Annotated in this window: 22 protein-coding genes; all 22 read right to left on the bottom strand. The window is 38.6% G+C overall.

Translation table 11 applies throughout. The annotated features are described in order from the left end of the window. Window positions 1-1489, bottom strand: a 1489-nt coding sequence (locus MHH95_RS09415; RefSeq protein WP_340727278.1) for a polysaccharide biosynthesis protein, incomplete at its 3' end; no start/stop codon positions are given. A 28-nt stretch (window positions 1490-1517) separates the two neighbouring features. After that, window positions 1518-2282 carry a tyrosine-protein phosphatase gene (locus MHH95_RS09410; RefSeq protein WP_340727277.1) on the bottom strand — a complete coding sequence of 255 codons (765 nt, stop codon included), beginning with the start codon at window positions 2280-2282 and terminating at the stop codon, window positions 1518-1520. A gap of 45 nt (window positions 2283-2327) precedes the next feature. Further along, window positions 2328-3041, bottom strand: a complete 714-nt coding sequence (locus MHH95_RS09405) for a CpsD/CapB family tyrosine-protein kinase (RefSeq protein ID WP_445682997.1) — start codon at window positions 3039-3041, stop codon at window positions 2328-2330. Window positions 3042-3069: 28 nt separating this feature from the next. Further along, complete coding sequence (locus tag MHH95_RS09400; protein ID WP_340727276.1) at window positions 3070-3810, bottom strand: YveK family protein; 741 nt, start codon at window positions 3808-3810, stop codon at window positions 3070-3072. Between the two features lie 171 nt (window positions 3811-3981). Then, window positions 3982-4731, bottom strand: coding sequence for a hypothetical protein (locus MHH95_RS09395; RefSeq protein ID WP_340727274.1), 750 nt, complete (start codon window positions 4729-4731; stop codon window positions 3982-3984). A 150-nt stretch (window positions 4732-4881) separates the two neighbouring features. After that, window positions 4882-6654: an S-layer homology domain-containing protein gene (locus MHH95_RS09390; protein WP_340727273.1), complete on the bottom strand. Its 1773-nt coding sequence runs from the start codon at window positions 6652-6654 to the stop codon at window positions 4882-4884. 122 nt (window positions 6655-6776) lie between these two features. Continuing rightward, window positions 6777-8330, bottom strand: coding sequence for a ribonuclease Y (rny, locus tag MHH95_RS09385; RefSeq protein ID WP_191698337.1), 1554 nt, complete (start codon window positions 8328-8330; stop codon window positions 6777-6779). 657 nt (window positions 8331-8987) lie between these two features. Continuing rightward, window positions 8988-10052, bottom strand: a complete 1065-nt coding sequence (gene recA / locus MHH95_RS09380) for a recombinase RecA (protein WP_340727272.1) — start codon at window positions 10050-10052, stop codon at window positions 8988-8990. 167 nt (window positions 10053-10219) lie between these two features. Continuing rightward, on the bottom strand, window positions 10220-11479 hold the full coding sequence (locus tag MHH95_RS09375; RefSeq protein WP_340727271.1) for a competence/damage-inducible protein A: 1260 nt from the start codon (window positions 11477-11479) through the stop codon (window positions 10220-10222). Window positions 11480-11629: 150 nt separating this feature from the next. Further along, on the bottom strand, window positions 11630-12208 hold the full coding sequence (pgsA, locus tag MHH95_RS09370) for a CDP-diacylglycerol--glycerol-3-phosphate 3-phosphatidyltransferase (RefSeq protein WP_339215569.1): 579 nt from the start codon (window positions 12206-12208) through the stop codon (window positions 11630-11632). 46 nt (window positions 12209-12254) lie between these two features. Then, window positions 12255-13148, bottom strand: coding sequence for a helix-turn-helix domain-containing protein (locus MHH95_RS09365; protein WP_340727270.1), 894 nt, complete (start codon window positions 13146-13148; stop codon window positions 12255-12257). Window positions 13149-13201: 53 nt separating this feature from the next. Next, window positions 13202-13990: a DUF3388 domain-containing protein gene (locus MHH95_RS09360; RefSeq protein WP_340727269.1), complete on the bottom strand. Its 789-nt coding sequence runs from the start codon at window positions 13988-13990 to the stop codon at window positions 13202-13204. Window positions 13991-14193: 203 nt separating this feature from the next. Beyond that, a complete protein-coding gene (locus MHH95_RS09355; RefSeq protein WP_191698343.1) occupies window positions 14194-14451 on the bottom strand; it encodes a DUF3243 domain-containing protein in 258 nt (85 codons plus the stop codon). 49 nt (window positions 14452-14500) lie between these two features. After that, window positions 14501-15229, bottom strand: a complete 729-nt coding sequence (gene ymfI, locus MHH95_RS09350; protein ID WP_340727268.1) for an elongation factor P 5-aminopentanone reductase — start codon at window positions 15227-15229, stop codon at window positions 14501-14503. Beyond that, window positions 15226-16530 carry an EF-P 5-aminopentanol modification-associated protein YfmH gene (gene yfmH, locus MHH95_RS09345; RefSeq protein ID WP_340727267.1) on the bottom strand — a complete coding sequence of 435 codons (1305 nt, stop codon included), beginning with the start codon at window positions 16528-16530 and terminating at the stop codon, window positions 15226-15228. Before yfmH ends, ymfI begins: the two co-directional genes overlap by 4 nt. Window positions 16531-16533: 3 nt before the next feature. Further along, on the bottom strand, window positions 16534-17796 hold the full coding sequence (yfmF, locus tag MHH95_RS09340; RefSeq protein WP_340727266.1) for an EF-P 5-aminopentanol modification-associated protein YfmF: 1263 nt from the start codon (window positions 17794-17796) through the stop codon (window positions 16534-16536). 622 nt (window positions 17797-18418) lie between these two features. Beyond that, window positions 18419-19378, bottom strand: a complete 960-nt coding sequence (locus tag MHH95_RS09335) for an ABC transporter permease (RefSeq protein ID WP_340727265.1) — start codon at window positions 19376-19378, stop codon at window positions 18419-18421. Between the two features lies 1 nt (window position 19379). Continuing rightward, window positions 19380-20429 carry an ABC transporter permease gene (locus MHH95_RS09330; RefSeq protein ID WP_340727264.1) on the bottom strand — a complete coding sequence of 350 codons (1050 nt, stop codon included), beginning with the start codon at window positions 20427-20429 and terminating at the stop codon, window positions 19380-19382. Next, window positions 20429-21970, bottom strand: a complete 1542-nt coding sequence (locus MHH95_RS09325) for an ABC transporter ATP-binding protein (protein WP_340727263.1) — start codon at window positions 21968-21970, stop codon at window positions 20429-20431. The genes MHH95_RS09330 and MHH95_RS09325 overlap by 1 nt, the downstream gene beginning before the upstream one ends. A gap of 316 nt (window positions 21971-22286) precedes the next feature. Beyond that, window positions 22287-23390 carry a BMP family lipoprotein gene (locus MHH95_RS09320; RefSeq protein ID WP_340727262.1) on the bottom strand — a complete coding sequence of 368 codons (1104 nt, stop codon included), beginning with the start codon at window positions 23388-23390 and terminating at the stop codon, window positions 22287-22289. A 61-nt stretch (window positions 23391-23451) separates the two neighbouring features. Then, window positions 23452-24180, bottom strand: a complete 729-nt coding sequence (locus tag MHH95_RS09315) for a GntR family transcriptional regulator (protein WP_336045873.1) — start codon at window positions 24178-24180, stop codon at window positions 23452-23454. Between the two features lie 206 nt (window positions 24181-24386). Beyond that, entirely contained in the window at window positions 24387-26657 is a 2271-nt protein-coding gene (locus MHH95_RS09310; protein ID WP_445683005.1) for a DNA translocase FtsK, read from the bottom strand. Window positions 26658-26714 lie beyond the last annotated feature (57 nt).

Raw genomic sequence — 26714 nt, 5'->3', positions numbered from 1 at the left:
CCCCACGTGCGAGTGCACCAGCCTGTAAAACTAGTCGACTCGCCTCCGGAATGGTCATGAAATAGCGTGTCATATTCGGGTCGGTTACTGTGACAGGACCACCTGCAGCAATTTGAGCCTTAAAGCGTGGTACGACTGAGCCGCGCGATCCTAAAACATTACCGAACCTTACCGCGGCAAATGTCGTCTTACTTTGTGTAGCCAAGTTTTGGACGATCATTTCCGCAATGCGTTTTGTGGCGCCCATTACATTGGGGGGATTTACCGCTTTATCTGTTGAGACCAGAACAAAGCGGTTAACTCCCATAATATGCGCCGAATCTGCCACATTTTTTGTACCAAAAACATTATTTTTAATTGCCTCTAATGGATTAGCTTCCATTAAAGGCACATGTTTGTGTGCAGCAGCATGATAAATCGCATCAGGCTTATACGTACGGATCACTTCAAAAATTCGTTCTCGATCCTGGACATCTGCGATAATCGGAATAATATCAATGTTCGTATTTCTGAAAATTTCAGTTAATTCCATATGGATTGTGTATATCGAGTTTTCTCCATGACCGAGTAACAGTAATTTTTTTGGTTGGAATTTTATCACCTGTCGGCAAATTTCCGAACCAATCGATCCACCAGCACCTGTTACTAAAATAACTTTATCCGTAATCCCTTCAGATATGGCAAGCATGTCAAGCTTCACTTCATCACGGCCAAGTAAATCTTCAATATTGACATCCTGCATATCATTTACGGTTACTTTACCTGTCAGTACATCTTCTATTTTTGGCATAATTTTTACTGTTGCATTCGTTGTAGAACAACGCTCAAATAATGCTTTCATTTCACTTTTTTGAAGGGAAGGTACAGCTAAAATAATTTCCTCTACACCTTTTGCTTCTACAATTTTTTCAATATCTTTAGTTGTTCCTAGAACACGATAATCCATTATCTTTAAATGTTTCTTATTAATATCATCATCCACATAACCGACAATTTTATATTCCGAGTGCGAATTACGACTTATATTACGTGCTAGTATTGTACCTGCCTGACCGGCACCTACGATTAAGACACGAATCGTTTCTCCGTCAAATTTTATTTGTTTACGATCATGAATCATCCTTAATAAAAAGCGTGAGCCTCCGATCATAACAATATGGAGGAGCCAAGTAATTGTGAGTACACGGAAATAAATATCTCCATTAATGAACTGCTGCATAAGCATCGCCATCGCTACAGAAATGGTCACAGCCAATCCGATAATAACCAATTCTTTAATAGAAGCAACAGACCAGACACGGCTATAGAGCTGGTAGAAGTTTGCGACAATATGGTGGGCTATTAGTAGTGTAATAGCACTAATGAATAGTGTTTGATTTGTGTAAATACTCATTGTAGGATGCAGCAGCCAATAGCTTACATAAATCGCGGTCAACACGATGATGGAATCTAGTATAAAAAATACTGCATATCTTTTTCGATAGTTCATCACTATCCAACCTTTCTGTGCGAGGCTCTTAAACGAAAGACCACCATTTTTTCGATGTCATTTCCTGTGGTTCGTACACAATAAAATTTCTGTTTTCAATAATTCGCGCATTATTTTCTAAAAGAACATCTACTGCATCTAACTGTTTTTTCTTTTCCAAATAATCGAGTCCTGCCTCGAAAAGGAATGGCCGTGTCGATAAGTTATGGACATCCGAACCATACGTATGGACTAAGTTGGCTTTTACTAAATCGAGCGACAGTTTTTGAATAGATTTCCCAAAATGTCCTGCAAGACTTCCTGCTGTAATTTGCGCCATTGCCCCTTCCCTTACAAGTTCCTCTAACTTGCTTGGACGCTCGGCAATTGCTTTGTTACGCTCCGGATGGGCAATAATAGGAGTGATTCCTTTTTCCTGTAGGGCGATAATAATTCTTTTTGTAAATACTGGGACTGTACTGGACGGTAATTCAAGAAGCATATATTTGGAATTTGCTAAAGTCAAAATTTCCTTATTCTCCAACAAGGTTATAATGTTTTCAACTAAACGTACTTCATGGCCCGCATGAATTTTTAAGGGGATATTTTGTTTGTTCACTTGTTGCTGGATTATCGTAATTTGTTCCATTACTTTTTCATGCGAAACGTTGTACTGCGGGTGAAAGCTATGTGAAGTTGCAACAATTTCAGTAATGCCTTCATCCACGGCCTTTTGCATCATGTCGAGCGTCTCCTGCAATGCTTTCGGTCCGTCATCTACTCCAAATAAAATATGGCTATGCATATCAATCATCGTCTGTTCCCTCACTTAAGTTGTAAAAACAGGGGGATAACCCCCTTATTCTACAGCACCATAATATTGATAATAGTAGTGATCTTTATCAATTCTATAATTATTTAATATTGCTCCAATAACATTTGCTTTAGAAGCAAGAAGCATATCCTTCGCTTTAATCACATTATCTTTCTCAGCATCTCCTGAATTAATAATTAGAAGAGTACCTTCACATTTATTTGATAGAATTTGAGCATCTGTTACTGATAATACAGGTGGGGCATCGAAAACAATAATGTCATAGATATTTTTTACGTTGTCTATAAACTGGTCCATTGCCTTTGAAGCAAGCAATTCTGCTGGGTTTGGTGGAATTGGTCCACTCGTAATAACAGAAAGCCCCTCAATCTCCGTATTATGTATTACCTCATCAATCGTATGTTGACGTATTAGTACAGTTGATAAACCACTCACATTTCTTAATCCGAATGTATGATGGGTAGTAGGTTTACGCATATCACTATCGACCAGCAAAACCTTTTTACCCGATTGCGCAAATACTACTGCGATATTCGATGAATTTGTCGATTTTCCTTCTCCAGGAGTTGAAGAAGTGAGTACGATTGTTTTCAAATCTTTGTCAGGCATTGAAAAGTTAATATTTGTTCGGATCGTTTTAAACTGCTCGGATATGATTGACTTTGGACTGGAAACAGTAACTAACTGTCTTGCCAGTGTCGACGGTTTGGATTTTTTACGTTTAAACATTTTGAACATATGGAATCACACTCTCAACTTTCTCACATCATTTTTTTTTCTGAACTCGGTGTCTGGATGTTCTGCTGGCTTGTTCTTTTCGAATCTCTTCCATTTTAATAGGGCTCACTACACCAATGATCGGTAATCCAATGATTTCTTCCACATCTGATTCTGATTTTACCGTTGTATCCAAGTACTCTAGTAAAAATGCAAGGCCTACACCCATCATTAATCCGATTACAAGAGCAATAGCAACATTCAACATCTTGTTAGGTTTAATTGGGGTTGGATTTTCTGCATAAACAGCAGGAGATAGAATATTTACATTGTCGACATTCATCAATTTCGGTACTTCTTCTTTAAACACTTCTACTACTTGATTTGCCATATCGATAGCTACGTTATAGTTCTCATCCTGTACACTGATATTTAAAACTTGTGAGTTGTTCGCATTTGAAACTGTTATTTTTGATGCTAATTGACCTGGTGTTAACGGTAAATCTAAATTTTCAACTACAATCGATAAAATTGCAGGACTTTTAATAATCTCATTATATGTATTTATCAATTGCAAGTTTGATTGAATATCTGCTGATGTTACCTGCTGTGTCGCATCTTCTTTATTCTGGTTGACCAAAACTTGTGTACTTGCTTGATAAATCGGGGTTAAAATGTAAAAACTAACAACTGCTGCTAGTATTCCCGCAATTACTGTTAATGAAATTATTAACGCGGCCCTCTTCTTTAATGTTTTGAATATATCTTGTAGGCTTATAGTTTCTTCCAAAAGTGCCCGCTCCTTCATTAGCTTTTAACATTATACAACAAATAGTGAAATGGATACACAATTTATCCACATTTTTAAATAAAAAGATATTTTTGTAATGCACTAGTTATTATTACCCAAAATAAGGGAAAGGTTTGCATCACATTTGTCCCGGATAGCAAACCTTTAAGATTATCTAAAGTTCAATGCTTTGTCCATCATTTCTCCACGCAACGCTTCTTTAGTCGCTTTGTATTGTTCCGCAAAGCTCTGAGCATAAGACTTATCAAAGCCATTCGCCTGTAAATCTTTTTCAACTAGACCGACTACATAATTTACTGTTGAATCTGTAGAGGATTCGATCCCTCTAGCAGCGCCCATGTATTTTTTGTAAAAGTAACCGTAACTAACCGATTCCCCATTACTCTTTTTCGTTGAATATTCATTTGCCGCTTGACTAATTAAAGCATTCAGGCGAGCGCGTGATTGATTTTCAAGCATCTTAAACGTGTTTTCATATTTGGATTTAATAGTAGAAACCGTTACTTTTTGTTCAGGTTTATTCGTTTCTGTGTTAGAGTTATTTGGTTTTCCAGTTTGATTTGAACTTGGTGAAGTGGAATCCCCTTCACTGTTTGTATCACCAGTTGCGGTTTCCTCATCATTATCATTTGAATCTGCGTTTGAATTTGAGTTTGTTGCTACAATTTTTTCGTTAGTACTTTTGTTTTGGCTTTCCTTTGTTTCGACAACATGTCCTTCTTTATCAACTTTGACAACCGTTCCATCCGGGAGTTCTAAATCAAATGTCTCTTCTACTAAGGCATCTACTTCTGGATCAGCCGTATCATAGGATTTAAAATTCAATTCATAAATGATATATCCGGCAACACATATAACAATCACCGCTAGAGCAATTAATACATACTTTAGCTTCTTCATGGATTGTAGCTCCTTTACAGTATTAATGGTCCATCACCGAAGCATAGGCAATGATACTTTTATATACTATTTTTTCAATTATTAACCAAGTTCCGTTCCTTAATGAAATTCCCCAGAACTAGGTGTTCCAGGGAATTTTGTTTGTTTATTTTATTGACCTTTTTCTAAATTAATTGTTACTGAAGATGAGTTACCATCTTTAAAGGTTAAAATAATATCACCCTTGTAAGAAGTACCAGATAATTTATCCCAAATAGAAGCTGTAGCAGCTTGATCTGCAATTTCTACGGCCTCTCCTACATCAATACCTATTGCAAGCGCTAAGTTTGCTGCAACTGCTTTTATGTTATTCAAAGGCTCATCTTCACTTGTGTAAGTAGCAGTGTTTATTTTTACAGATTCCAAAATCCCTGTTGTTCCACTACCAAAAAAGCTATTAATAACTGAACTAGAAGCATTTTCTAATTGCTCTTTCGTAATACTTGGTGAAGCTGTAATAGTTACAGCTGATCCAGTGGATGTATCAACATTAACGCCCGGAACCTCTAACGCTGTTAATTTTGTTTTTAGAGTCTTAACGTATTCTTGTTGTTCCGCTGTTAATGTTGGTGGTGCTGGTGGTGTAGAACCGCCACCGCCGCCACCGCCACCGCCAGCTGCTGGTGGTGTTACAGTTGAAGATTCCTCAATCTTAACGTTAGTTAATTGATCCTTCACTGCATCATAGTTAGCAATTACATCTGCTAAAGTTTTACCTTTTTCAAGAACTACCGTTTTAAGAGTTGTCCCTTCACCAAGTGTGATTTTACCTTCACCCTTAACTTGTAATTTTTCTACCGCTGTATCAGTTAAAGTTACGGCTGCACCATTTGCCACTACTAAATTAGTAATCTCGCCACCAGAAATTGTTACATTAATACCAGCAGGAATTTCTAAGCTATCCGCTTTTACATCTGTTAATGTAAGTCCTTTTGCAGCAGCTTCTACTTTAGCAATCTTGAAACCTTTTGGATTGAAGCTTGTATTCTCTTTTACTAATTTTAACGCTTTAATGCCAGTGATTTTGCCTTTTCCTTTTGCAAACATTGGTGTAGTAGATGCCACTGTTTCAGGAGCATACTCAATAACAAGTGTTACGACTGAATCTTGTAATGCTGCAGCGTTGTCTGCATTGAATACATCTGCCAATTCTGGCGTCACTTCAAATTGTTCACCTGCGATTGTTACTGTATTTCCTACAACTGAACCTACTGTGAATACACCTTCTTCAGTTGTTGGCTCTTCTGGAGTTGGTGCTGCAGAAGCTTTTTCAGCACGTACTACAAATGATGATAACTGTCCACGTGTTACATTTGATTTTGCATCGAATGTTGTAGCTGTCACACCAGTTGTTACGTTATTTGAAAATAACGCTGCGATATTTTCTTTATATTGCGAATTTTGAATATCTGTAAATGGAAGTGCTTCACCGTTTGAAGTTAATTTAAATGCATTTGCAATGATTTTAGCCATTTGACCGCGAGTAAGATTGTCATTGGCACGGTATGTACCATCTTCAAATCCATTAATAATACCAGCGTTTGCTAATGCTGCAATAGCACCGTAATTTGAGTTTTTCGTAGAAATGTCTTTAAAGTTAGGGTTTGTAACGTTTGTAGTATCTAAACCGATGATTGATGCAATAATATGGGCTGCGTTACCGCGTTTGATAGAATCTCCCGGACGGAAAGTACCATCTTCGTACCCTTTAATAATCCCGCGCTCAGCTAAATCCATAATATTAGCATAATGAGTATTTGTTTCTTTAACATCTTTGAAGCTTAATGCTGCATCTGCTTGTGGAGCTACCGCTACTACTGCACCGGCTGCTAACGTAGTAGTTAATGCTACGTTGAACATTTTTTTGTATGTTTGTTTTTTCATTTCAAAACCTCCATTTTTTATCAAGATATGCCGATTATAGCACAGCCACCAGATAGTTGGAAATAATTTATGAACTTTGTCACAAAAAAACTATTCGATTAAAATCGAATAGTTTTTTTTTATTACTTCGCATACTCCACCGAACGTGTTTCACGAATAACCGTTACTTTAATATGACCCGGATAATCGAGTTCTTCTTCAATACGTTTGCGAATATCACGCGCTAAACGATGTGACGCAAGATCGTCAATCTTTTCAGGTTGTACGATAATACGCACTTCGCGACCTGCTTGAATTGCAAACGATTTTTCAACGCCATCATAGCTTTCCGAAATTTCTTCCAGCTTTTCAAGGCGGCGAATATAATTTTCAAGTGTTTCACTACGTGCACCTGGGCGAGCGGCTGATAATGCATCGGCTGCTGCTACAAGTACCGCAATGACTGAAGTAGCTTCTGTATCACCATGGTGTGAAGCAATCGAGTTAATAACAACTGGGTGCTCTTTATACTTCGTTGCTAGTTCTACACCGATTTCTACGTGGCTTCCTTCAACTTCGTGGTCAATCGCTTTACCGATATCATGCAGTAAACCTGCACGGCGGGCCAATGTCACATCTTCTCCAAGTTCTGCAGCAAGTAATCCTGCTAAATGCGCAACTTCGATAGAATGCTTTAATACATTTTGACCATAGCTTGTACGGTATTTCATACGACCAAGGATTTTCATTAAATCAGGATGCAGGTTGTGAATACCTACTTCAAATGTTGTTTGTTCCCCTGTTTCACGGATTTGCTCATCCACTTCACGACGGGATTTTTCAACCATTTCTTCAATACGTGCCGGGTGAATACGACCGTCTTGAACTAGTTTTTCCAGTGCAAGGCGTGCTGTTTCACGGCGGATCGGATCAAAGCCGGATAAAATAACTGCTTCAGGTGTATCATCAATAATTAAATCAATACCAGTTAGCGTTTCCAGTGTTCGAATGTTACGACCTTCACGACCTATGATGCGACCTTTCATCTCATCATTTGGTAAATTTACAACGGACACTGTTGTTTCTGCAACATGGTCAGCTGCAAAGCGTTGTAGTGCAAGTGATAATATTTCGCGAGCTTTTTTGTCTGAATCTTCTTTCGCACGAGTTTCCGCTTCTTTTGTCATTACTGCAATATCAGTTGAAAGTTCATTTTCAACTTCCTGCAAAATGACCTCTTTTGCTTCTTCACGTGTCAGAGCTGCAATACGCTCAAGCTCTGTTTTTTGACTTGCAACAAGTTCTTCTACTTTGCTTTCCATCTGTTCAATATGCTGTTGTCTGCTTGCCAGAGCTTCTTCTTTACGCTCTAGGCTCGTCTCTCTTTTATTCAGAGCATCATCTTTGCGGTCAAGATTTTCTTCTCTTTGCAATAAACGGTTCTCTTGTTTCTGAAGCTCGCCACGACGGTCTCGAATGTCGTTTTCTGCTTCAGAACGAAATTTGTGAGTTTCATCCTTTGCTTCAAGTAGTGCTTCCTTTTTCAGAGCATCTGCTTCACGTTTCGCATCTTCTACGATTTGCTCAGCTACATGCTTTGCACCAGTGACTTTTGATTCATTCACGTTTTTCATGTAAAAATAGATAACAGCAACACCGACAGCGAATCCTAGCAAAGCAGGGAGAATCATTTCCATAATACTAATCCCTCCTAAGCTGATATGTCTGATGTTCTTCTAGTCGGCTATATATGTTTTCGAATTTTCAAACATATTGCCTATTTCATTTCAAAATTTAGAAATTATACATTTTAATTGTATAGTTCATAATTAGGTATGTCAAGAATAGCCATGGTTAAAGGGGTTTTTATATTTTTGGAATTGGGTTGTTTCAGAGCATGCCGCGTGGTGGTGGAAAGTACTTGTTTATTGCGGTGGCACACGGCGACTGGCTGTTGGTAAGATTTTCTAATAAATCTTTAAAAGTTCTAATATATTTTTATTTGTGCTAATAAACTTTCGATTTGCTAATATATCCTAAACTTTTGCTAATAAGTGTTCCCCATTTTCTAATATCCCCATCTGATTTTCTAATATCAGTTGGAGATTTTCGAATAAAACGAACGATTGTTCTAATAAAATTTCCAACTGCATTTCCCCACCGCTTTCTACTGAGCGAAGTCAGACCAAGTTTCTAATATCCGCATCTAAACTTCTAATATCACACAAAGTTCTTCTAATAAATTCACAGGCATACCTCACTTGACTAAACGAAGTCATAAAAACGCTCCTCCCATCCACGCCCCCAACAAAAACAAAAACCCAAGCAAGAACACTCGCTTGGGTTCGCAAACATTATTTTTCGTCTTCGAATAATTCCAGTTCATCGATTTCTTCTTCTGCTGTGTCATTGGCACCAATTGTATAGCCAAGCTCGCCGATTCCGAAATGTTGACGGATTTTTTCAGTAACGTCCTCTTTAATTGCAGGATTTTCTTTTAAGAATTGCTTTACGTTTTCACGGCCTTGGCCAATTCGTTCATTATTATATGAATACCATGAACCGCTTTTTTGGATAATATCCAGTTCTGCACCGATGTCGACAATTTCGCCTTCTTTTGAAATCCCTTCACCGTACATAATGTCTACTTCCGCTGTACGGAATGGTGGTGCTACTTTATTTTTTACAACTTTGATTTTCGTTTTGTTACCGATAATTTCTGTACCTTGCTTAATCGCTTCACCGCGACGTACTTCTAAACGGATAGAAGAGTAGAATTTAAGGGCACGTCCACCTGTTGTTGTTTCCGGGTTACCGAACATAACTCCGATTTTTTCACGAACTTGGTTGATGAAAATAGCAAGCGTATTTGATTTGTTGATAACGCCTGATAATTTACGTAATGCCTGAGACATTAAACGCGCTTGAAGACCCATATGCGAGTCACCCATTTCGCCTTCAATCTCTGCTTTTGGTACTAAAGCTGCTACAGAGTCAATTACGATAATATCGATCGCACCAGAACGTACTAATGCTTCCGCGATTTCAAGTGCTTGTTCACCTGTATCCGGCTGTGATAATAGTAACTCATCTATATTAACACCTAATTTTTGTGCATATACCGGGTCAAGTGCGTGCTCAGCATCGATAAATGCTGCTGTACCGCCGTTAGCCTGAATTTCTGCGATGGCATGTAATGTAACTGTTGTTTTACCAGATGACTCTGGTCCGTATACTTCTACAATACGTCCGCGTGGATAGCCACCTATACCTAATGCTGCATCAATTGCGATAGAGCCTGATGAAGTTGTTTCCATATGTCGGTTGGAATTTTCACCTAACTTCATGACAGAACCTTTACCGAATTGTTTTTCTATTTGTTTTAACGCCATGTCTAACGCTGCTTTACGATCGCTCAAACTATTTCCTCCTTAAGAAAAAAGCTTTATTTAACTTATGTCTCTATTATACTTGCTAATGAGATAACATTCAAGAAAAAAGCGAACATATTTTCGCTTTTTCTTAGAAATCTTCTGAATGCCTTATTTTCCGCTTTCAAATCTACATTTTTCCACTAAAGCTTAAACTAGATTAGCTTTTTGTAACCTAGTTTAGCCAGTTCCCTCATTAAATAGCTGAATGTAAATTTAACAGCTCGAATTCGGTTCGTGTTTCGGGACCCTGTTAGCTGCAAACGATATGTGAAAGGCTCATGGTCGCCGATACTAATTCCTACCCAAATGGCTCCTGCAGGTAGACCATCATGACTACCTGGACCTGCTGCGCCCGTTAACCCAATACCGATATCTGTATGGAATTTTTCTCGAACTTTCATAGCCATTGCAGCGGCACATTCACTGCTGACAATACCATATTCTTCGATAAGATCAGCGGAAATACCGAGCTGTTCTATTTTTGTTTCCTTTGTATACGTCACAACGCCGCCAATTAATGCAGAAGCGACACCAGGAACCTCCGCCAGCTCTGACTGGAACAGACCGGCAGTTAAACTTTCTGCAGCAGAAATCGTTAATTCATTTTCCAATAGCATTTGGACAAGATTAAAGCCTAGTGATTCATCATTAACCCCGTAAAAATACTCTCCAACGATATCCAAAATTTCACGTTTCTTTAATTCAATTAAGCGGAATGCCTGCTGTTCATTTTGCGCTTTCGCTGTAATTCGCAATGTTACTTCCCCATCTGAAGCAAGCGGTGCAACAGTTGGATTCGTTTGTTCATCCAATATATTCTCGATACGATCTTCCAGTTCTGCTTCCCCAATGCCATAAAAACGCAGTACATGCGATAAAATAACGCCACCATCATGTAAAAGTGCCGCTAACTTCGGTTTCGTTTCGTATTGGAACATTGGCTCAAGTTCTTTAGGCGGTCCTGGCAGCAAAATATAAATGCGGTCACTTTCGGATAAAAACATCCCCGGTGCCATGCCATGCTGATTTAGCAGCACATCACAACCTTCCAATACAAGCGCCTGTTTCCGGTTGTTTTCTGTCATAGGACGTTTTTGTTTCGAAAAGAACTCTTCAATCGCATAGAGTGCGGTCTCATCAAATACTAAATTTCGATCTAAATGCTTTGCAATTGTCTCTTTCGTTAAATCATCCTTTGTCGGTCCTAACCCGCCGGAGAAAATAATCAGGTCTGCTCGCTGTTCTGCAATACGGATTGCCTCGAGAAGCCGCGCCTCATTGTCCCCTACAACGGTATGATAATAAACATTAATCCCAAGTTCAGATAGCTGACTTGAAATAAACTTTGCATTCGTATTGGCAATTTGCCCCAATAACAATTCCGACCCAACCGCAATAATTTCTGCATTCATTCAAAGACCCCCTTATATAAAGAAAAACTAGATTAGAAAAACATCCTCTCGTACAAACGTACGGGAATTTGTTTTATCTTAATGGATTCATAATACTACTATTCCTATCCATAAAGAAAATCTAACCTAGTTTTTTGAAATTTATTTATTTTATTTTGAATCCAACAGCACACGACGGTTAATGTAGAAATAATCCCATCCTGACCATACTGTAAAGATAAGGGCAACATAGAGCATAATCATATCAAATGGTATGCCAACTAAAGTAAAAATTGTGTTGTGTAAAATCAATGCGGAGATTGCGACAATTTGGGCCCAAGTTTTAATTTTACCGAGCTGATTTGCGGCCACCACTTCACCTTGACCGGCCAAAATCAGTCGTAAGCCTGTTACTGCAAACTCACGCGAAATGATGATAATGACAATCCAGGCAGGCGCTAATTCGATTTCCACCAATAATATAAAAGCAGCTGAAACGAGCAGTTTATCTGCAAGCGGGTCCAAAAACTTCCCAAAATTCGTCACTAAATTATATTTACGGGCATAATAGCCATCTACCCAATCCGTTGCCGAAGCGAAAATAAAAATCAGTGCCCCTACAAAATAGTTCACTTGCATTTCCGCGCCAAACAGCGTCATATTCCCCCAACCAAAATCAAACATCATTACAATCACAAATACTGGGATTAATAAAATGCGGGAGACTGTTATCTTATTTGGAATGTTCATTTGTTAACACCTTTCATCGAAAGAAAAGAGCCATCTTAATAGATGACTACTCTCCTTGTTGTTCATTCACTAATTTTAATATGACATTTTGCGTCATACGATCTTGTGCATATGTTAATTCTACATCATTTATATATACTTTAGCCACTTTTGAATTTCCTAAACGAATTCTTGCATATCCATCTGCCGTCGAATCGTTTTCAGCAATTTCCCCTGCTTTGTATACACGTGCAGGAATCTGCTCCTGGCGTTGTTCGTTACGAATGCCTACCCAAGTTTCGCCTGACACTTCAACACGAACATTCAATGTATCTGTTCCAGTCACTTCAAATGTTGTATCTTCTCCGGAAACAACACCCGAGCTAATTGTTTGGACAGGTTCAGGTTCTTCTTCAACCGGTTCTTCTACTGGTTCTTCATCTTCTTCGTTGTTTTCTTCAGCATCTTCTACAGGTTTACTCGGTGTTGAGTTTGGATTTTGTTCATATTCAATCGGTTTATTATCTTCTTCTACTATATCTGGCACACTACCTATTTTTTTCATAGAGAGTGTAGTAATTACGATGATTATAACAATCGCAAATAATGCTACGATTATTTTAGGCATTGTTTCCATCATTTTATTACTAGATGTAGCCTTCATTGAACGGCGACTTGGACTTTGTGAGAAAGATTGTGCTACCTCTTCTTTCTGCATCTCCGGAATATCCTTGCGATACTCAGTTAAAACTTCATCCGCATCCAATCCAACAGCCTCTGCATACTGCTTAATAAAAGCTCGTACATAAAATGAACCCGGCATAATCGCATAATTGCCTTCTTCTATTCCAATTAAATACCGCTTTTGAATCTTCGTGATATTTTGTAAATCTTCTAAACTATAGCCTCTAGCTAATCTCGCTTCTTTCAAGCGAGCTCCTAGTTCTGTCAAAAAAAACACCTACTTTTAATATATTGAACTAATTAATTCATCATAAAATGAATTCTATTTTTCTAAAATTCAAACCCTCCAAAATGATCCGTACTTGATAACATATTATTCTTTTCAATAATTTCATAAGTAATTTCTTCGTCCGGATCGTGACGTAATTCAATAATGTAATCGAAATCTTCTATTTTATATGATGAATGCTGTACGAAAAGATCTGGATGTTCAATTACTTTAATCGTCGGCATTCCCATGATTTCTCGAACTAATTGCTGGTGTCGTTCGTCAGTTGTACGACGCGTCACAGCACCATCTAAAATAAATATATTATTCCCATTAAACTCATCACCCATTAAAGCATTACGGACAGTTTGTTTAATCATTGTAGAAGAAATAAAAATCCATCTCTTATTGGCACAGACACTTGCAGCAACAATCGACTCTGTCTTTCCTACACGAGGCATTCCACGAATCCCAATTAATTTATGACCATCCTTCTTAAATAATTCCGCCATAAAATCAACTAAAATCCCTAATTCATCCCGGACAAATCGGAATGTATTCCTTTCATCGGCATCCCTTGGAATATAATACCCATGGCGAACTGCCAGCCGGTCCCGCAACTTTGGTTCACGAAATCTGGTCACATTAATATTTTCCATTGTGGAAACGATTGAAATAAACCGTTGAATTGAATCTTCGTTTTCTGTAGACAGCAACATACCGCGATGCCCTTCATCCACACCGTTAATCGAGACAATATTAACACGAAGCATCCCTAGTAGCGAAGCGATATCGCCTAATAAACCTGGTCGATTCACTTGAATTTCGTATTCAAAATACCATTCGCCCATTTTTTATCTGTCCCCTCGTAATAGAAACGTTTTTATTTCTTATAAGTTCCATCATAGCGGATTTTGTACCTATTGAAAAGTTAGAAACCCACGTTTTTCTTAGATTTCTTGAAATTATTTTAGAAAAACCTCTTGCAAAAATTTAAAGGCTGAAAAAAATGCCGCTCACAGATTTTGTGAGTGACATCTTTTTCAAAATTCAATTAATGTGTTGGTTTATTTTGAACAAGTTTCATGATACAGCTGGCAATTGCTTGCTTTTCATCTTTCTCAGCAACTGACCATAAATCTGATAATACACGCTCTTGCTCATTTTGTGGGTCAACGTTTTTCGCAAGATACTCACCAATCTGAACTGCTGCCTTCTCAATCATTTTCGTAGGCATGCCGCTTTCTTTTGCGTCAGATACTTGTTTACCTAAAAAGCTTGTCCATTGCTCCCAGTTTTGTAAAATTCCCATATGTTTTTCCCCTCCTCTCGCACAAATAGTATGTGCAAGTATCGGGAAATTATATGTACCATCCACCATTAATCCGAATTATTTGTCCGGTTACATAATCTGCCTGGCCGCTCAAGTAAAAGGCCGCCATATTTGCAATATCACGAACTTCTCCAAATGTTTGCAAAGGAATTTGACTTTCAATTTCAGCTCGCTCTTCGGTGCTGAACTTTGCATTCATATTCGTATCAATAATGCCTGGAGCAATCGCATTAACGCGAATGCCATTATACGCAACTTCCTGAGCATAGGCTTTAACGAAACTATGCTGGGCACCTTTCACAGCAGAATAGGCAACTTCCCCGGCAGCACCGACATCGCCCCATATAGAGCCGATGACGAGCACATAACTTACTTTGTTTGCTCGTAATTTACTTGCCAGTAACGCTGTTGTACGCATTGGATTTTGAACGTGTACATGCCATAGCTTCGTCATTTCCTGTGCAGGTGTATTTTCCAATAAGTCATAAAACGCATGACCATTTGCAAATACTATTGCTTGCAATGAAAAAATTTGTGCCGCAATTTGTTCGGCCCCGGTGTCACTGCTGAAATCTGCTTTTACTGGCATAAACTCCTGATTCGGGTACTTTTCGTTAAAAGTACGGAGCATACCGTCAATGACAGTATGCCCAGTATGGTAATGCAGATAGAGTGACCAGCCATCCTGTGCCAATTGCCGACAAATTGCTTGCCCAATCGCACCGGATGCACCGCACACTAATGCAAATTTCTTCATTTTTTATCGCGCTCACTAATCGGTAAAATCGTAAACACTGTTTGTTGATTCTCACCTTGAATCGTTTCAAATGCTTTTGCAATATCTTCTACTGTAATCGTTTCAAGTACCGGCACAACATCAAATAAGTTCATATCATTAAATTTATAGCGTGTAAACTGGTTGGCAATAAACTCGATTGAATTTAGTGCGCGTAGGAAGAAACCAATTTTTTTGCGTTTAATTCGCTCTACATCTTCCGTCGTGAATAAGTTTTCACCTTCAGCCTGAGCCAGTTTCTCTTTAATCAAGTTAACAAGCTGCTCCGGCTGTTCTGTATCCGATCCAATTAAAGCAAAGCCAAAGCCGCTTTCCAATGTAAAATCATATCCATACGACTCATCGATCAAGCCATCTTCATAGACATCAGTATAAAACGAAGAAGCGCGCCCGAATAAGCATTCTACGGCGATTTGTACAGCAAGTTCATGCTTGAGCATTTCTTCGCCGCTAAGATCGACTTGTTTAGCCTTTAATCCAACATAAACTTTTGGCTTTTGAACATCCATGTGAAGAACGCGTTCTGATGTTGCAACATCTGTAGGCTCTTCATCAAATAGTCGTTTAATATCAGTCGGTTCTGGGAATGTTTTTTTACGTTGATTGTCTTCAATAAATGCCATCATTTCAACAGGATCTACTGCCCCGATAACGAACAGCAGCATATTCGATGGATGATAGAACGTGTTGTAGCATGTGTATAAATGCTCCGCCGTAATTCCATCAATCGATTCAATCGTACCGGCAATATCAATTTTCACAGGGTGATTATGATACATATTTTCAATTGCACCAAAATATAAACGCCAATCTGGCTGATCATCGTACATCGTAATTTCTTGACCGATAATTCCTTTTTCCTTATTAACTGTTTCCTCAGTGAAATAAGGTTCTTGAACGAAATTCAGTAATGTCTCAGTGCTTTTGTATATATGATCTGTTGCCGAGAATAAATAAGCCGTTCTTGTAAACGATGTAAAAGCATTTGCCTGTGCTCCTACTTCACTGAACTTTTGAAATACGTCTCCATCTTCCTTTTCGAACATTTTATGCTCCAAAAAGTGGGCAATACCATCAGGAACGGTAATCGGCTCAGTCTCTCCAAGCGGTACAAAAGTACGGTCAACCGAACCATATTTCGTTGTAAACGTCACGAACGTTTTAGAAAAGCCTTTTTTCGGCAAAATATATACGTCTAATCCATTATTTAGTTGCTTATAGTATAATGTTTCATCTAGTTGCTGGAATTCAATTGTCTCCATGGATTACTCCCCCTTACCGCATAAGAAATACGTTGCTTGCAATTCGATTTGCTGCGCCATTTTCTGCACATCTTCTTTTGTGACAGATTGCCAGCGCAATGTCCACGTATCTAATGTAAACGGCTCGTCTAAAGTTTTGTACTGGTCAAAAATTTCAATTTGCCCACGAGGTGAATCTAATGCTTCTTTTAACTGGTTAATAAGCATTGCCTTCGTTTGTGCCAATTCTAAATCAGAAATTTCACCGTTTTGCATCACTTTTAACTGTTCTTCAATTAATTTGCGCGCCTTTTCTTCATTTGCCGGCTCAATACCTGAAACGACAAATAATAATCCGTAGTGTGAGGCATAAGAGCTTGAGGCATAATAAGCTAAACTTTCTTTTTCACGTACATTCATAAATAATTTCGAATGCGCATAGCCGCCGAAGATGCCGTTGAAAATTTGCATTTTCGGGAAATCTTCATCTCCGAATCGCACTGGTGTCGAGTAGCCGATATGCAATTTCCCTTGCTTCATTTCCTGTGTTTCTTTTGTATAAGGTTCAACTTTTGTTGAAGTCGTATCTTCTTTAGTCGGTTGTGGTACATTCCGGTCAGCAAATGGGAAAGCTGCTTTTAACTGCTCCGTCATTTCTTGAACATTAATATCACCGACAACATAAATATCGATCACATCATTTGCGATCATCTCTTCATATGTTTTTGTAAGTGATTGTGGTGTAATTGCTTTTACCGTTTCAATTGTTCCGTTCGCAGAAATAGACGCTGCGCTATTTGGACGCATAATTTCTGTTAATCGTTTTTGTGCATAGCGCGATTTGTCATCAAAAATCGATTGGATACGTTGGATGACCATTTCTTTTTCACGTTTTACAATCGACTCTTTAAATACACCGTTCTCAAAATTCGGCTTAAAGATGGCTTCCTGAATAAGGCTAATTACCTCATTTAATACATTGCCATGCGATAAGTACTGGTCATTAACCGTTTCGACATTTAATAGTACCGTATGCTCTTGACCGCGCTTTGTCGTATCAAAATACAATACCGTCCCAAAAAGGTCATCTAAATAGCTGCGGTAACTAGCCGCTGTTGGAAATTTCTCGTTACTGTGCTGTAGTACATTTGATAATACTGTACGCTCTGCCGCTGTTTCTTCATTTAATGGCGCTCTCCACTTGATTGAAAAGTTCACCGTCTTAAATTGAGCGGTTTGTCGTATATGAAGCGAAACACCTTTCGCAATTTCTGTCTTTAAAAACAAAAAAACTCCTCCTGACTACCTCTTGAATATGGATAAAATTGCTTCTTCTCTACTATACATGTGTTGCCTTCATTTATGCAAAGTTATTATACGTACTAAGTGTTCCCTAAATCGTGACAAATATGAACAAAAAGTATTAGCTATTTTAAATTTTAAAATTTGATTTTTTTTACTCTTTCTGCTTTTCATAATACGATCCGTTGTGCTGCGTTCCAGGAGGCCAACACGATGTTGGTCACGAATGCGTTGTCACACGATGTGACGCTCTTAGCATTCGGTCCTTTTACCTGGGGGCATGGCTTCAAAGCTTTGAATAAAGCTTTGCGACGAGTAACCGCAGGAGCAACCTGGATTTTCCACGCATGCTTAATCCCCAAGGAGTCGGCCCCTCCACTCCGCACAACTAAGGTTTGATATAAGGTTTGAGCTTCTTAGTTAATTTGAGTCAAGGTTTGTTAATTAGATATATTTACTTACTCATATAATTTGCTAATAAAATCCACGCTTTCTACATTAGTCGTAGAACTTTCTACTTTCTCTTCAATACGTTCCACTTTCTCACGCTTAATCCACAAAAAAACCGCCTGCACAAATGTTACTTTGTACAGACAGTTATTAAAATTTATCGTTTTCCTTTAATATAAGGAACTCCTGATGCTTTTGGAGCGACTGCTTTACCGATGAATCCTGCCAACGCTAAAATTGTCAGTACATACGGTAAAACTTGCAGAATAACAGATGGAATATCCTGAATAATAGGAATGTTACCGCCACCGATACTTAACGTTTGCGCTAATCCGAAGAACAGCGCAGCGCCTAATGTACCTAGTGGATGCCATTTCCCGAAAATCATCGCGGCAATGGCAATGAACCCTTGTCCTGCAACTGTAGAACCAGAGAAATCCCCAGATGCTGTCATCGCTAATGATGCACCACCAACACCTGCTAATGCGCCGGAAATCATAACGCCGATATAACGCATTTTTGCTACGTTAATCCCCATTGTATCCGCAGCCATTGGATGTTCTCCTACTGAACGAATACGTAAACCGAATGGCATTTTGTAAAGAACAAACCATGCGCCTACCGCAACAACCAATGCAATAATGGTTGTGGAGTATACATTTTGGAACAGTAACGGTCCCAAAAACGGTATATCTGATAAAAATGGTATTTCAAAACGTTGTAATGGTGCAGAAACCATATCCGTTTGACCTTTACCATAAATTAATTTTACTAAGAATACTGTTATCGCTGCAGCAAGCATGTTCGCTGCTACACCTGTTACAGTTTGGTCTGCACGGAACGTTACAGCAGCAACCGCAATAATTAACGAGAAAATTGCTCCTGCCAATAATGCAGCTAATAAAGAGAGCCAAATAACGTTTTTCCCAAAGTCAGCATAGTATTCTAAGTTTACATAAATACCTGTAAATGCACCGACAATCATTAACCCTTCAACACCAAGACCAATTACCCCAGCACGCTCCGAGAATAGAGCCCCGATACCTGTTAAAATAAGTGGTGTTGCGTATAAAAGAGCGGAAGGGACGATAAAGTATAACACTTCTAAAAAGCTCATGTTACTTGCCCTCCTTTTTCTTTCCAAATTTCTCTAAACCAACACGTAGAATATAGCCTGATGCTACGAATAAAATAATAACCGCGATAATGATCGATACAATTTCTTCCGGAATTCCAGCTTCGTTTGGCATGTTTAAAGCGCCGTATTTTAGGGAACCGAATAGAGAGGCACCGAAGAATACCCCGATTGGATTATTTGCACCAAGTAATGCAACGGCAATCCCGTCAAATCCAATTCCTGATGCGGCAGCTTTAATCGATGCGTTTTGATATGTACCTAACGCTTCCATTGCCCCACCTAAACCAGCAAATACACCTGAAATTGTCATAGCTAAAATGATATTGCGGTTTACATTCATACCTGCATATTCAGCAGCATTTTTATTGAAACCAACTGATTTCAACTCATAACCACGAGTTGTTTTTTCCAAGATGAACCACATCACTACGACCATTAAAATGGCAACGAAAATTCCTAAGTGCAAACTTGAGTTATCAGTAATTTCACGTAGCCACTGATTACGTAATGTTGCAGATTCTACAACTGTCGGTGTTTTAAAGCCACCGTCCGATAATGATTTAATGGCAGCATTTGTTAAATATAATGCTGTGTAGTTTAACATAATGGAAGCAATTACTTCGTGTACATGAAGTTTTGCTTTTAGGAAACCTACAATAAATGCCCAGAAAGCACCTGCTGCCGCTGCTGCAAGTAACGCCAATGGCAAGTGGATAATTCGTGGTAGCCCTTCGATTGCATAACCTACATAGGCAGCAGCAAGCCATCCCATTAGCAACTGGCCTTCTACCCCGATGTTAAATAAACCAGTACGGAATGCAAACGCTACTGCAAGACCTGATAAAATATATGGTGTGATTTGGCGAATTGTATTACCAATTGAATAAGCATCTCCAAAAATACCATTCCATAGAGCGATATACCCATCAATGGCGTTATATCCACTGACAACCATGATAATACCACCAACTAGTATACCTAAAACTACTGAGATTAATGGAACGAGTATATTCACAACGCGATTTGACATTATTCGTTCCCCTCCTTGATGGCTTTTGCCTTACGCTTTTCACCGGCCATTAATAAGCCAAGTTCCTGTTCAGAAGTTTCTTTCGGATAAACAGTATCTACAATCGTTCCATCGTAAATTACCGCAATACGATCTGAAACGTTCATTACTTCGTCCAATTCAAAGGAAACTAATAATACGGCTTTCCCTTTATCACGCTGTTCAATTAAACGTGAGTGAATAAATTCAATTGCCCCTACGTCCAGTCCACGTGTAGGAAGTGCCGCAATTAGCAGATCCGGATCACGGTCTACTTCGCGTCCAATAATTGCTTTTTGCTGGTTACCACCTGAAAGTGCACGTGCAGGCGTCATTTCACCTTGACCTGTACGAACATCAAACTCTTCAATTACTTGACGGGCTTTTTCGTTGATTTTACGGTAGTCCATAATGAAGCCTTTCGAAATTGGCGACTTATAGTAAGTTTGAAGCGCGATATTATGCCCAATTGGGAAATCTAATACTAGTCCGTGCTTATGACGGTCTTGCGGAATATGTCCAAGACCTGTTTCCGTAATTTCACGAGGTTTCAAACCTGTAATATCTTTGCCGTTTAAAGTAACTTTACCGCTTTTAATTTTGCGCAATCCTGTAATTGCTTCGATTAGTTCAGATTGACCATTTCCGTCAATACCGGCAATCCCGACAATTTCACCGCGTCGTACTGATAAGTTCAACCCTTTTACCTTATCAATATTACGGTAATCGGCTACGACTAGATTTTCTATACTAAGAACCTCTTCTGTAGGATGAGCTTCCCCTTTTTCGGTTTTGAACTCGACTTGACGGCCAACCATTAATTCCGCAAGCTGATCCGGGTTTGTTTCAGCAGTAATAACTGTTCCAATCCCTTCACCTTTACGAATAATCGTTACACGGTCAGATACTTCCATAATTTCTTTTAATTTATGTGTAATAATAATAATCGATTTACCTTCTTTAATCAGAAGCTTTAAGATCGCAATCAATTCAGTTATTTCCTGTGGTGTTAACGAAGCTGTCGGTTCATCAAAAATCAGGATTTCTGCACCGCGGTATAAAGTTTTTAAAATTTCTACACGCTGCTGCATCCCTACAGAAATGTCCTCAATCTTTGCGTATGGATCAACATCTAAATTATACTTTTTTGATAAAGCTGCAATATCTTTTGCCGCCTCTTTAATATTAATAGCTCCTAGTTTTGTAGGCTCACTACCTAGAATAATATTTTCGGTTACCGTAAAGTTCTCAACAAGCATAAAGTGTTGATGAACCATTCCGATTCCTAAATCGTTTGCTTTGTTTGGATCAGTAATTTTTACCGATTCCCCACGTACTTTTATTTCACCTGCTTCAGGTTGATAAAGACCGAAAAGCACATTCATTAAAGTCGACTTACCTGCACCATTTTCACCGAGTAGTGCATGAATTTCGCCTTTTTTTAATTGGAGGGTGATATTATTGTTCGCTACGAAACTCCCGAATTCTTTCCGGATTCCTAGCATTTCAATCACGTATTCCACAAGACTCACTCCCTTAGGCTTATTTATATTTAAAAAATTTTATTAAAATTAACACATGAAAGATTTTTTACAAAATCTTTCATCTATTAACTTTTATTCCAATCTTTTGTTCCAATTATACCATTCGACGTGTTAACAATTATATCCTTTTCAATATTATATTGAAATAGAACGCTTACATTTTCACAATTTCTGCAATTATGAAATTTCTGGTAATAGAGATTACACTTTGCAGAATATTTAAAATTATTGTATACAGTAGAAAATCATCATGGGGGAATAAACCCCCATGATGATTACTCCGTAAAAGTTTATATTATTGTTTTGGTTTTTCTTCAGAAACTGTAATTTCACCTGAAGCAATTTTTTCTTTATATTCTTCTACTTTATCCATTACCTCTTGTGGAATTGCGCCACGAGAATCTGCTAAGCCAACACCATCTTCAGCTAAACCGTAAACAGTTGTTGTACCACCTGGGAACTCACCATTTTTCGCTTTAGTTGCGATATCAATTACAGCAGAGTTAACACCTTTTAACATAGAAGTTAAAGTGATATTTGTTGAATCATCTACTTGTCCTTCTGCGTATTGGTCAGCGTCTACACCGATTACCCATACGTTAGCATCTTTGTCTTTTGCTTTACGTTCTTTTGCTTCTGAGAATACACCGTTACCTGTACCACCAGCAGCGTGGAAAATAATATCTACACCTGAAGAGAACATAGAGTTTGCAGCGATTTTACCTTTAGAAGCATCATCAAATGCACCTGTGTAGTTCACTTGAATTTCGATATCCGGGTTAACTGCTTCTGCACCTTCTACGAAACCAGCGTGGAAGCGGTTAATTACTGGAATATCTACGCCACCAACGAAACCGATTTTACCAGACTCAGACATTGAAGCAGCAACAACACCCGCTAAGAATGCTCCTTCTTGCTCTTTGAAAAGGATATTTGCAATGTTTGATGCAGTAACATCAGCAGAGTCGATTAATGCTAACATTGCATCTGGGTTATCATTTGCGATTTCTCCAATTGCGTCAGCCATCATATAACCAACACCGAATACTAAATCGAAGTCACGGCGTAATAAGTTGTTTAAGTTTGTGTTGTAGTCAGCATCTGATTGTGATTGTAAGTAATCGAAACCACCGTCACCTTTAGTTAAGCCGTTGTCAGCACCGAACTGTTGAACACCTTCCCAAGCTGATTGGTTGAATGATTTATCATCAACGCCACCAACATCAGTTACCATTGCGATAGAAAAATCTTCGTCAGAACCTGTGTTTGTTTCAGAACCAGTGTTGTTGTTTGAAGTGTCTTTTGAATCCGTTTTTTCTTCGTCGGTACCACATGCAGCCAAGATTGCTCCAGTTGCTACTACAGATGAAATTAATAAACCAAATTTACGCTTTTTCATTAATGAGTCCCCCTCAAAGGTAATTGATATTAGCAGGAATTAAATAATAGAAATTATTGTTCTACACCCGTTTTCGTACTACATGGAAACTAAATTTGTCAGCTCTGAAATAATTTTTTGAATAAAGCACTACACGATCACTTTCGTCATAGTGTAGCTGTTTCAATACAAGTAAAGATGTTTCCGGGCCACATTTTAATATCGGCGATACTTCATCATGGAAGCCTACAGGATCAATATAGGTCACCGCATATGCGACACGGATGGCACCAGTTTGCTCTAATGCCGAAAAAATTGAAACATTTTGATCACTTATAAATTCTTTTGGCAGTAAACTTGCCGGTACTTTGTCTACACAGTAGACAACTGGCTCATTGTCTGCCGTCCTTACACGTTCAATCGTGATAACATTGTCATCAATGTCCGTTTGGAAGCGTTCCACATCATCTTCCGTAGCCGTTTCTTCCTTTGCACTAATAAAAATTGTGCCAGGCTTCATCCCAGCGTTTTCTATCATAGATGATACACTCGATAATTGCTCAATGCCTGATGAAAATACCGGCTTTGGATTTACAAATGTTCCTACCCCATGACGACGGACTATGATATTTTCTTCTTCTAACAGTCGAAGTGCTTCACGAAGCGTTGCACGACTTACTCCGAGTGTTTTTGAAAGTTCAAATTCAGAAGGTAATTTTTCGTTTTCACAATAAATCCCTTTATCTATATCTGATTTTAAACGATCAATAACTTGTAAGTATAGATGACGATGATCCGCTTTAATAGTCATTTAGTATCACCACCATAACATAGAGATCAGACATCTGATGTACAACATTCCTACTAATTCGTGAATAATATAACACTTTCAACGTAAAAAGAAAACATATTTCTTTAAATGTGTTATGTTATTGTGAAAATTTAGCGAATTTATTTAAAAACTTATAGAAAATAATATATTCAGAAATATTGAAATAGTCCGTTATAATGGGCTTTCTAATACTTTAAAACTTGTCTTGGTTTGCTTCCTTCTGGTGGTCCTACGACGCCGCGCTGTTCCATTTGATCAACAATTCTTGCTGCCCGTGAGTAACCGATTCTAAATCGGCGCTGCAATAAAGAGACAGAAGCGGTTTGCATTTCCATTACAAGTTGAACTGCATCATCATACAATTCATCGGTTTCATCCATTGCATCTATTATCGGTTCATCCGTAGGAATCATCGCTTCCTCGTATTGTGCTTTTTGCTGCTGGATGACGCTTCCAATTACTTTTTCCACTTCCTGATCACTTACAAAAGCACCTTGAACACGTACGGGCTTCGATGCACCTGCTGGTAGATACAGCATATCCCCGCGTCCAAGTAAACGTTCAGCACCACCCATATCCAAAATCGTTCGTGAATCAACTGCAGAAGATACGGCAAATGCAATTCGTGATGGAATATTGGCTTTTATTATTCCGGTAATAACATCTACAGAAGGTCGTTGTGTAGCAATGATCAGATGGATTCCTGCAGCTCGGGCCATTTGTGCAAGCCTTGTAATTGCGTCTTCTACTTCACTAGAAGCGACCATCATTAAGTCTGCCAACTCATCCACGATAACGACTATATATGGAAGTTTTGGCTGTTTTTCAGACAACCCTTCATTGTTCATCTCAATGAAATCATTATAGCCTTCGATATTTCTTGTACCTGAATGCGAAAATAAATCATAACGGCGTTCCATTTCCGAAACTACTTTTTGCAATGCTTGGGCAGCTTTTCTTGCATCCGTTACAACAGGGGCCAATAAATGTGGAATCCCATTGTACACACTGAGCTCTACCATTTTTGGATCAATCATCATCATTTTCACTTCACTTGGCTTAGCCCGCATTAATACTGAAATAATAATCCCATTAATACATACACTTTTACCACTGCCCGTCGAACCAGCAACAAGTAAATGCGGCATTTTATTCAATTCGGCGGAAATGGATTGACCTGTAACATCTCGACCTAAGCTGACGAACAACTTTGAGCCCACTTTTACTTGTTCGTTCGCTTCAATCACTTCTCGTAAAGTTACCATAGCGACTTCACTGTTCGGAACTTCTATCCCAATTGCAGACTTTCCGGGTATCGGTGCTTCAATTCGAATATCTTTTGCAGCAAGTGCGAGCGCTAAATCATCTTGTAGACCGACTATTTTACTCACTTTCACGCCTATATCCGGCAAAACCTCATATTTCGTTACGGCAGGTCCTAAATGAACTTGCGTCACTTTTGCCTTTACACCGAAACTTAAAAATGTTTGTTCCAGCTTTTTAGCGTTCATTTGAATGACCGAATATTCCCCACTTTGATCGTGTTCAGGCGGTGCATTTAATAATTGAAGGGATGGCAACATATACGTTTGATCTGTATTGGACGCCATACTCATAATCGGCTCACTCAATGGTACTTCTTCCACGTCGATGTCTTTTTGTTTCTCTTGTTTTACTTGCTCAACAAAATTTGAAATAATGGGCTCCTGTCGGACTGGTGCGGCTGTAATAATTAGTTGTTCCAAATCCGCGGCATCTTCTTCTTCCATGGGTGGCTCTACATTAGAACGTCGAACTTTTTTTTTGCTTTCGGCATTTGCCTTACTTAATTTGCTTCGTTTCGTTCTTTTCAATGTGCTCTTAATATCTGGTGCTTTTTCCATTAGTAACGGAACGAGTGCTTTACCAGTAATTAAAATAACACCAATGGACAATAATACGAATGCAGCAATTTTTGTACCTGATGAATCAAACAGTACATGGAACATGCTGAACAAAAGTCCGCCAATCATACCACCGCCAAGAGAGTTACTGCGATTCGTAATACCTTCCATGCTGATTAGTATTCTCCAAGTTTCTTTTAATACCGAATTTGATAGCAACGTATTTGTGGCAAGTAATTGTTCAAATAACAAGCCATGACTAAATACCGTTAAGCTTGCCCCGACAAAAAGCACTCCATAAACAACACGGCTATTAAAAGCGACGCCACGTCGTTTTACCATTAACATTCCTGCGACTAAAAAGCATAGTAACGGAATAATGAAATGCAAATTCCCAAAGAAAAACATCGCCAATGAATGGAGCCATCTACCGACCAGACCAAATTCCAAAAACTCGATGATAGCTATGGCGATCAGCAGCACTCCGATAATTTCATATGCAAGTGGATGCAGTTCCTCTTTACTTTTTGCTTTTAAGGATGGCTTTGCTTTTGGTTTTGGTTTTGATTTAATATTTCTCTTTCTTTCCAATTGATGTTCACCTACTTCAAGTTGTTCCTAATTATAAAC

The organism is Solibacillus sp. FSL K6-4121, from assembly GCF_038002585.1.
In the GTDB taxonomy this organism is placed as follows: Bacteria; Bacillota; Bacilli; order Bacillales_A; family Planococcaceae; genus Solibacillus; species Solibacillus faecavium.
Note: the sequence above shows the minus strand (reverse complement) of the source record. Positions and strands in the feature narration are given on the sequence as shown.

Coding starts and splice junctions, on each gene's coding strand:
- MHH95_RS09335 (WP_340727265.1), bottom strand. CDS start 19,378: ATGAGCTTTTTAGAAGTGTTATACTTTATCGTCCCTTCCGCTCTTTTA.
- MHH95_RS09360 (WP_340727269.1), bottom strand. CDS start 13,990: ATGGGCGAATGGTATTTTGAATACGAAATTCAAGTGAATCGACCAGGT.
- MHH95_RS09405 (WP_445682997.1), bottom strand. CDS start 3,041: ATGTTCAAAATGTTTAAACGTAAAAAATCCAAACCGTCGACACTGGCA.
- MHH95_RS09375 (WP_340727271.1), bottom strand. CDS start 11,479: ATGAATGCAGAAATTATTGCGGTTGGGTCGGAATTGTTATTGGGGCAA.
- rny (WP_191698337.1), bottom strand. CDS start 8,330: ATGGAAATGATTCTCCCTGCTTTGCTAGGATTCGCTGTCGGTGTTGCT.
- MHH95_RS09320 (WP_340727262.1), bottom strand. CDS start 23,390: ATGAAAAAGCGTAAATTTGGTTTATTAATTTCATCTGTAGTAGCAACT.
- MHH95_RS09330 (WP_340727264.1), bottom strand. CDS start 20,429: ATGTCAAATCGCGTTGTGAATATACTCGTTCCATTAATCTCAGTAGTT.
- pgsA (WP_339215569.1), bottom strand. CDS start 12,208: ATGAACATTCCAAATAAGATAACAGTCTCCCGCATTTTATTAATCCCA.
- yfmH (WP_340727267.1), bottom strand. CDS start 16,530: ATGGAGACAATTGAATTCCAGCAACTAGATGAAACATTATACTATAAG.
- ymfI (WP_340727268.1), bottom strand. CDS start 15,229: ATGAAGAAATTTGCATTAGTGTGCGGTGCATCCGGTGCGATTGGGCAA.
- MHH95_RS09355 (WP_191698343.1), bottom strand. CDS start 14,451: ATGGGAATTTTACAAAACTGGGAGCAATGGACAAGCTTTTTAGGTAAA.
- MHH95_RS09410 (WP_340727277.1), bottom strand. CDS start 2,282: ATGATTGATATGCATAGCCATATTTTATTTGGAGTAGATGACGGACCG.
- MHH95_RS09315 (WP_336045873.1), bottom strand. CDS start 24,180: ATGACTATTAAAGCGGATCATCGTCATCTATACTTACAAGTTATTGAT.
- MHH95_RS09390 (WP_340727273.1), bottom strand. CDS start 6,654: ATGAAAAAACAAACATACAAAAAAATGTTCAACGTAGCATTAACTACT.
- MHH95_RS09395 (WP_340727274.1), bottom strand. CDS start 4,731: ATGAAGAAGCTAAAGTATGTATTAATTGCTCTAGCGGTGATTGTTATA.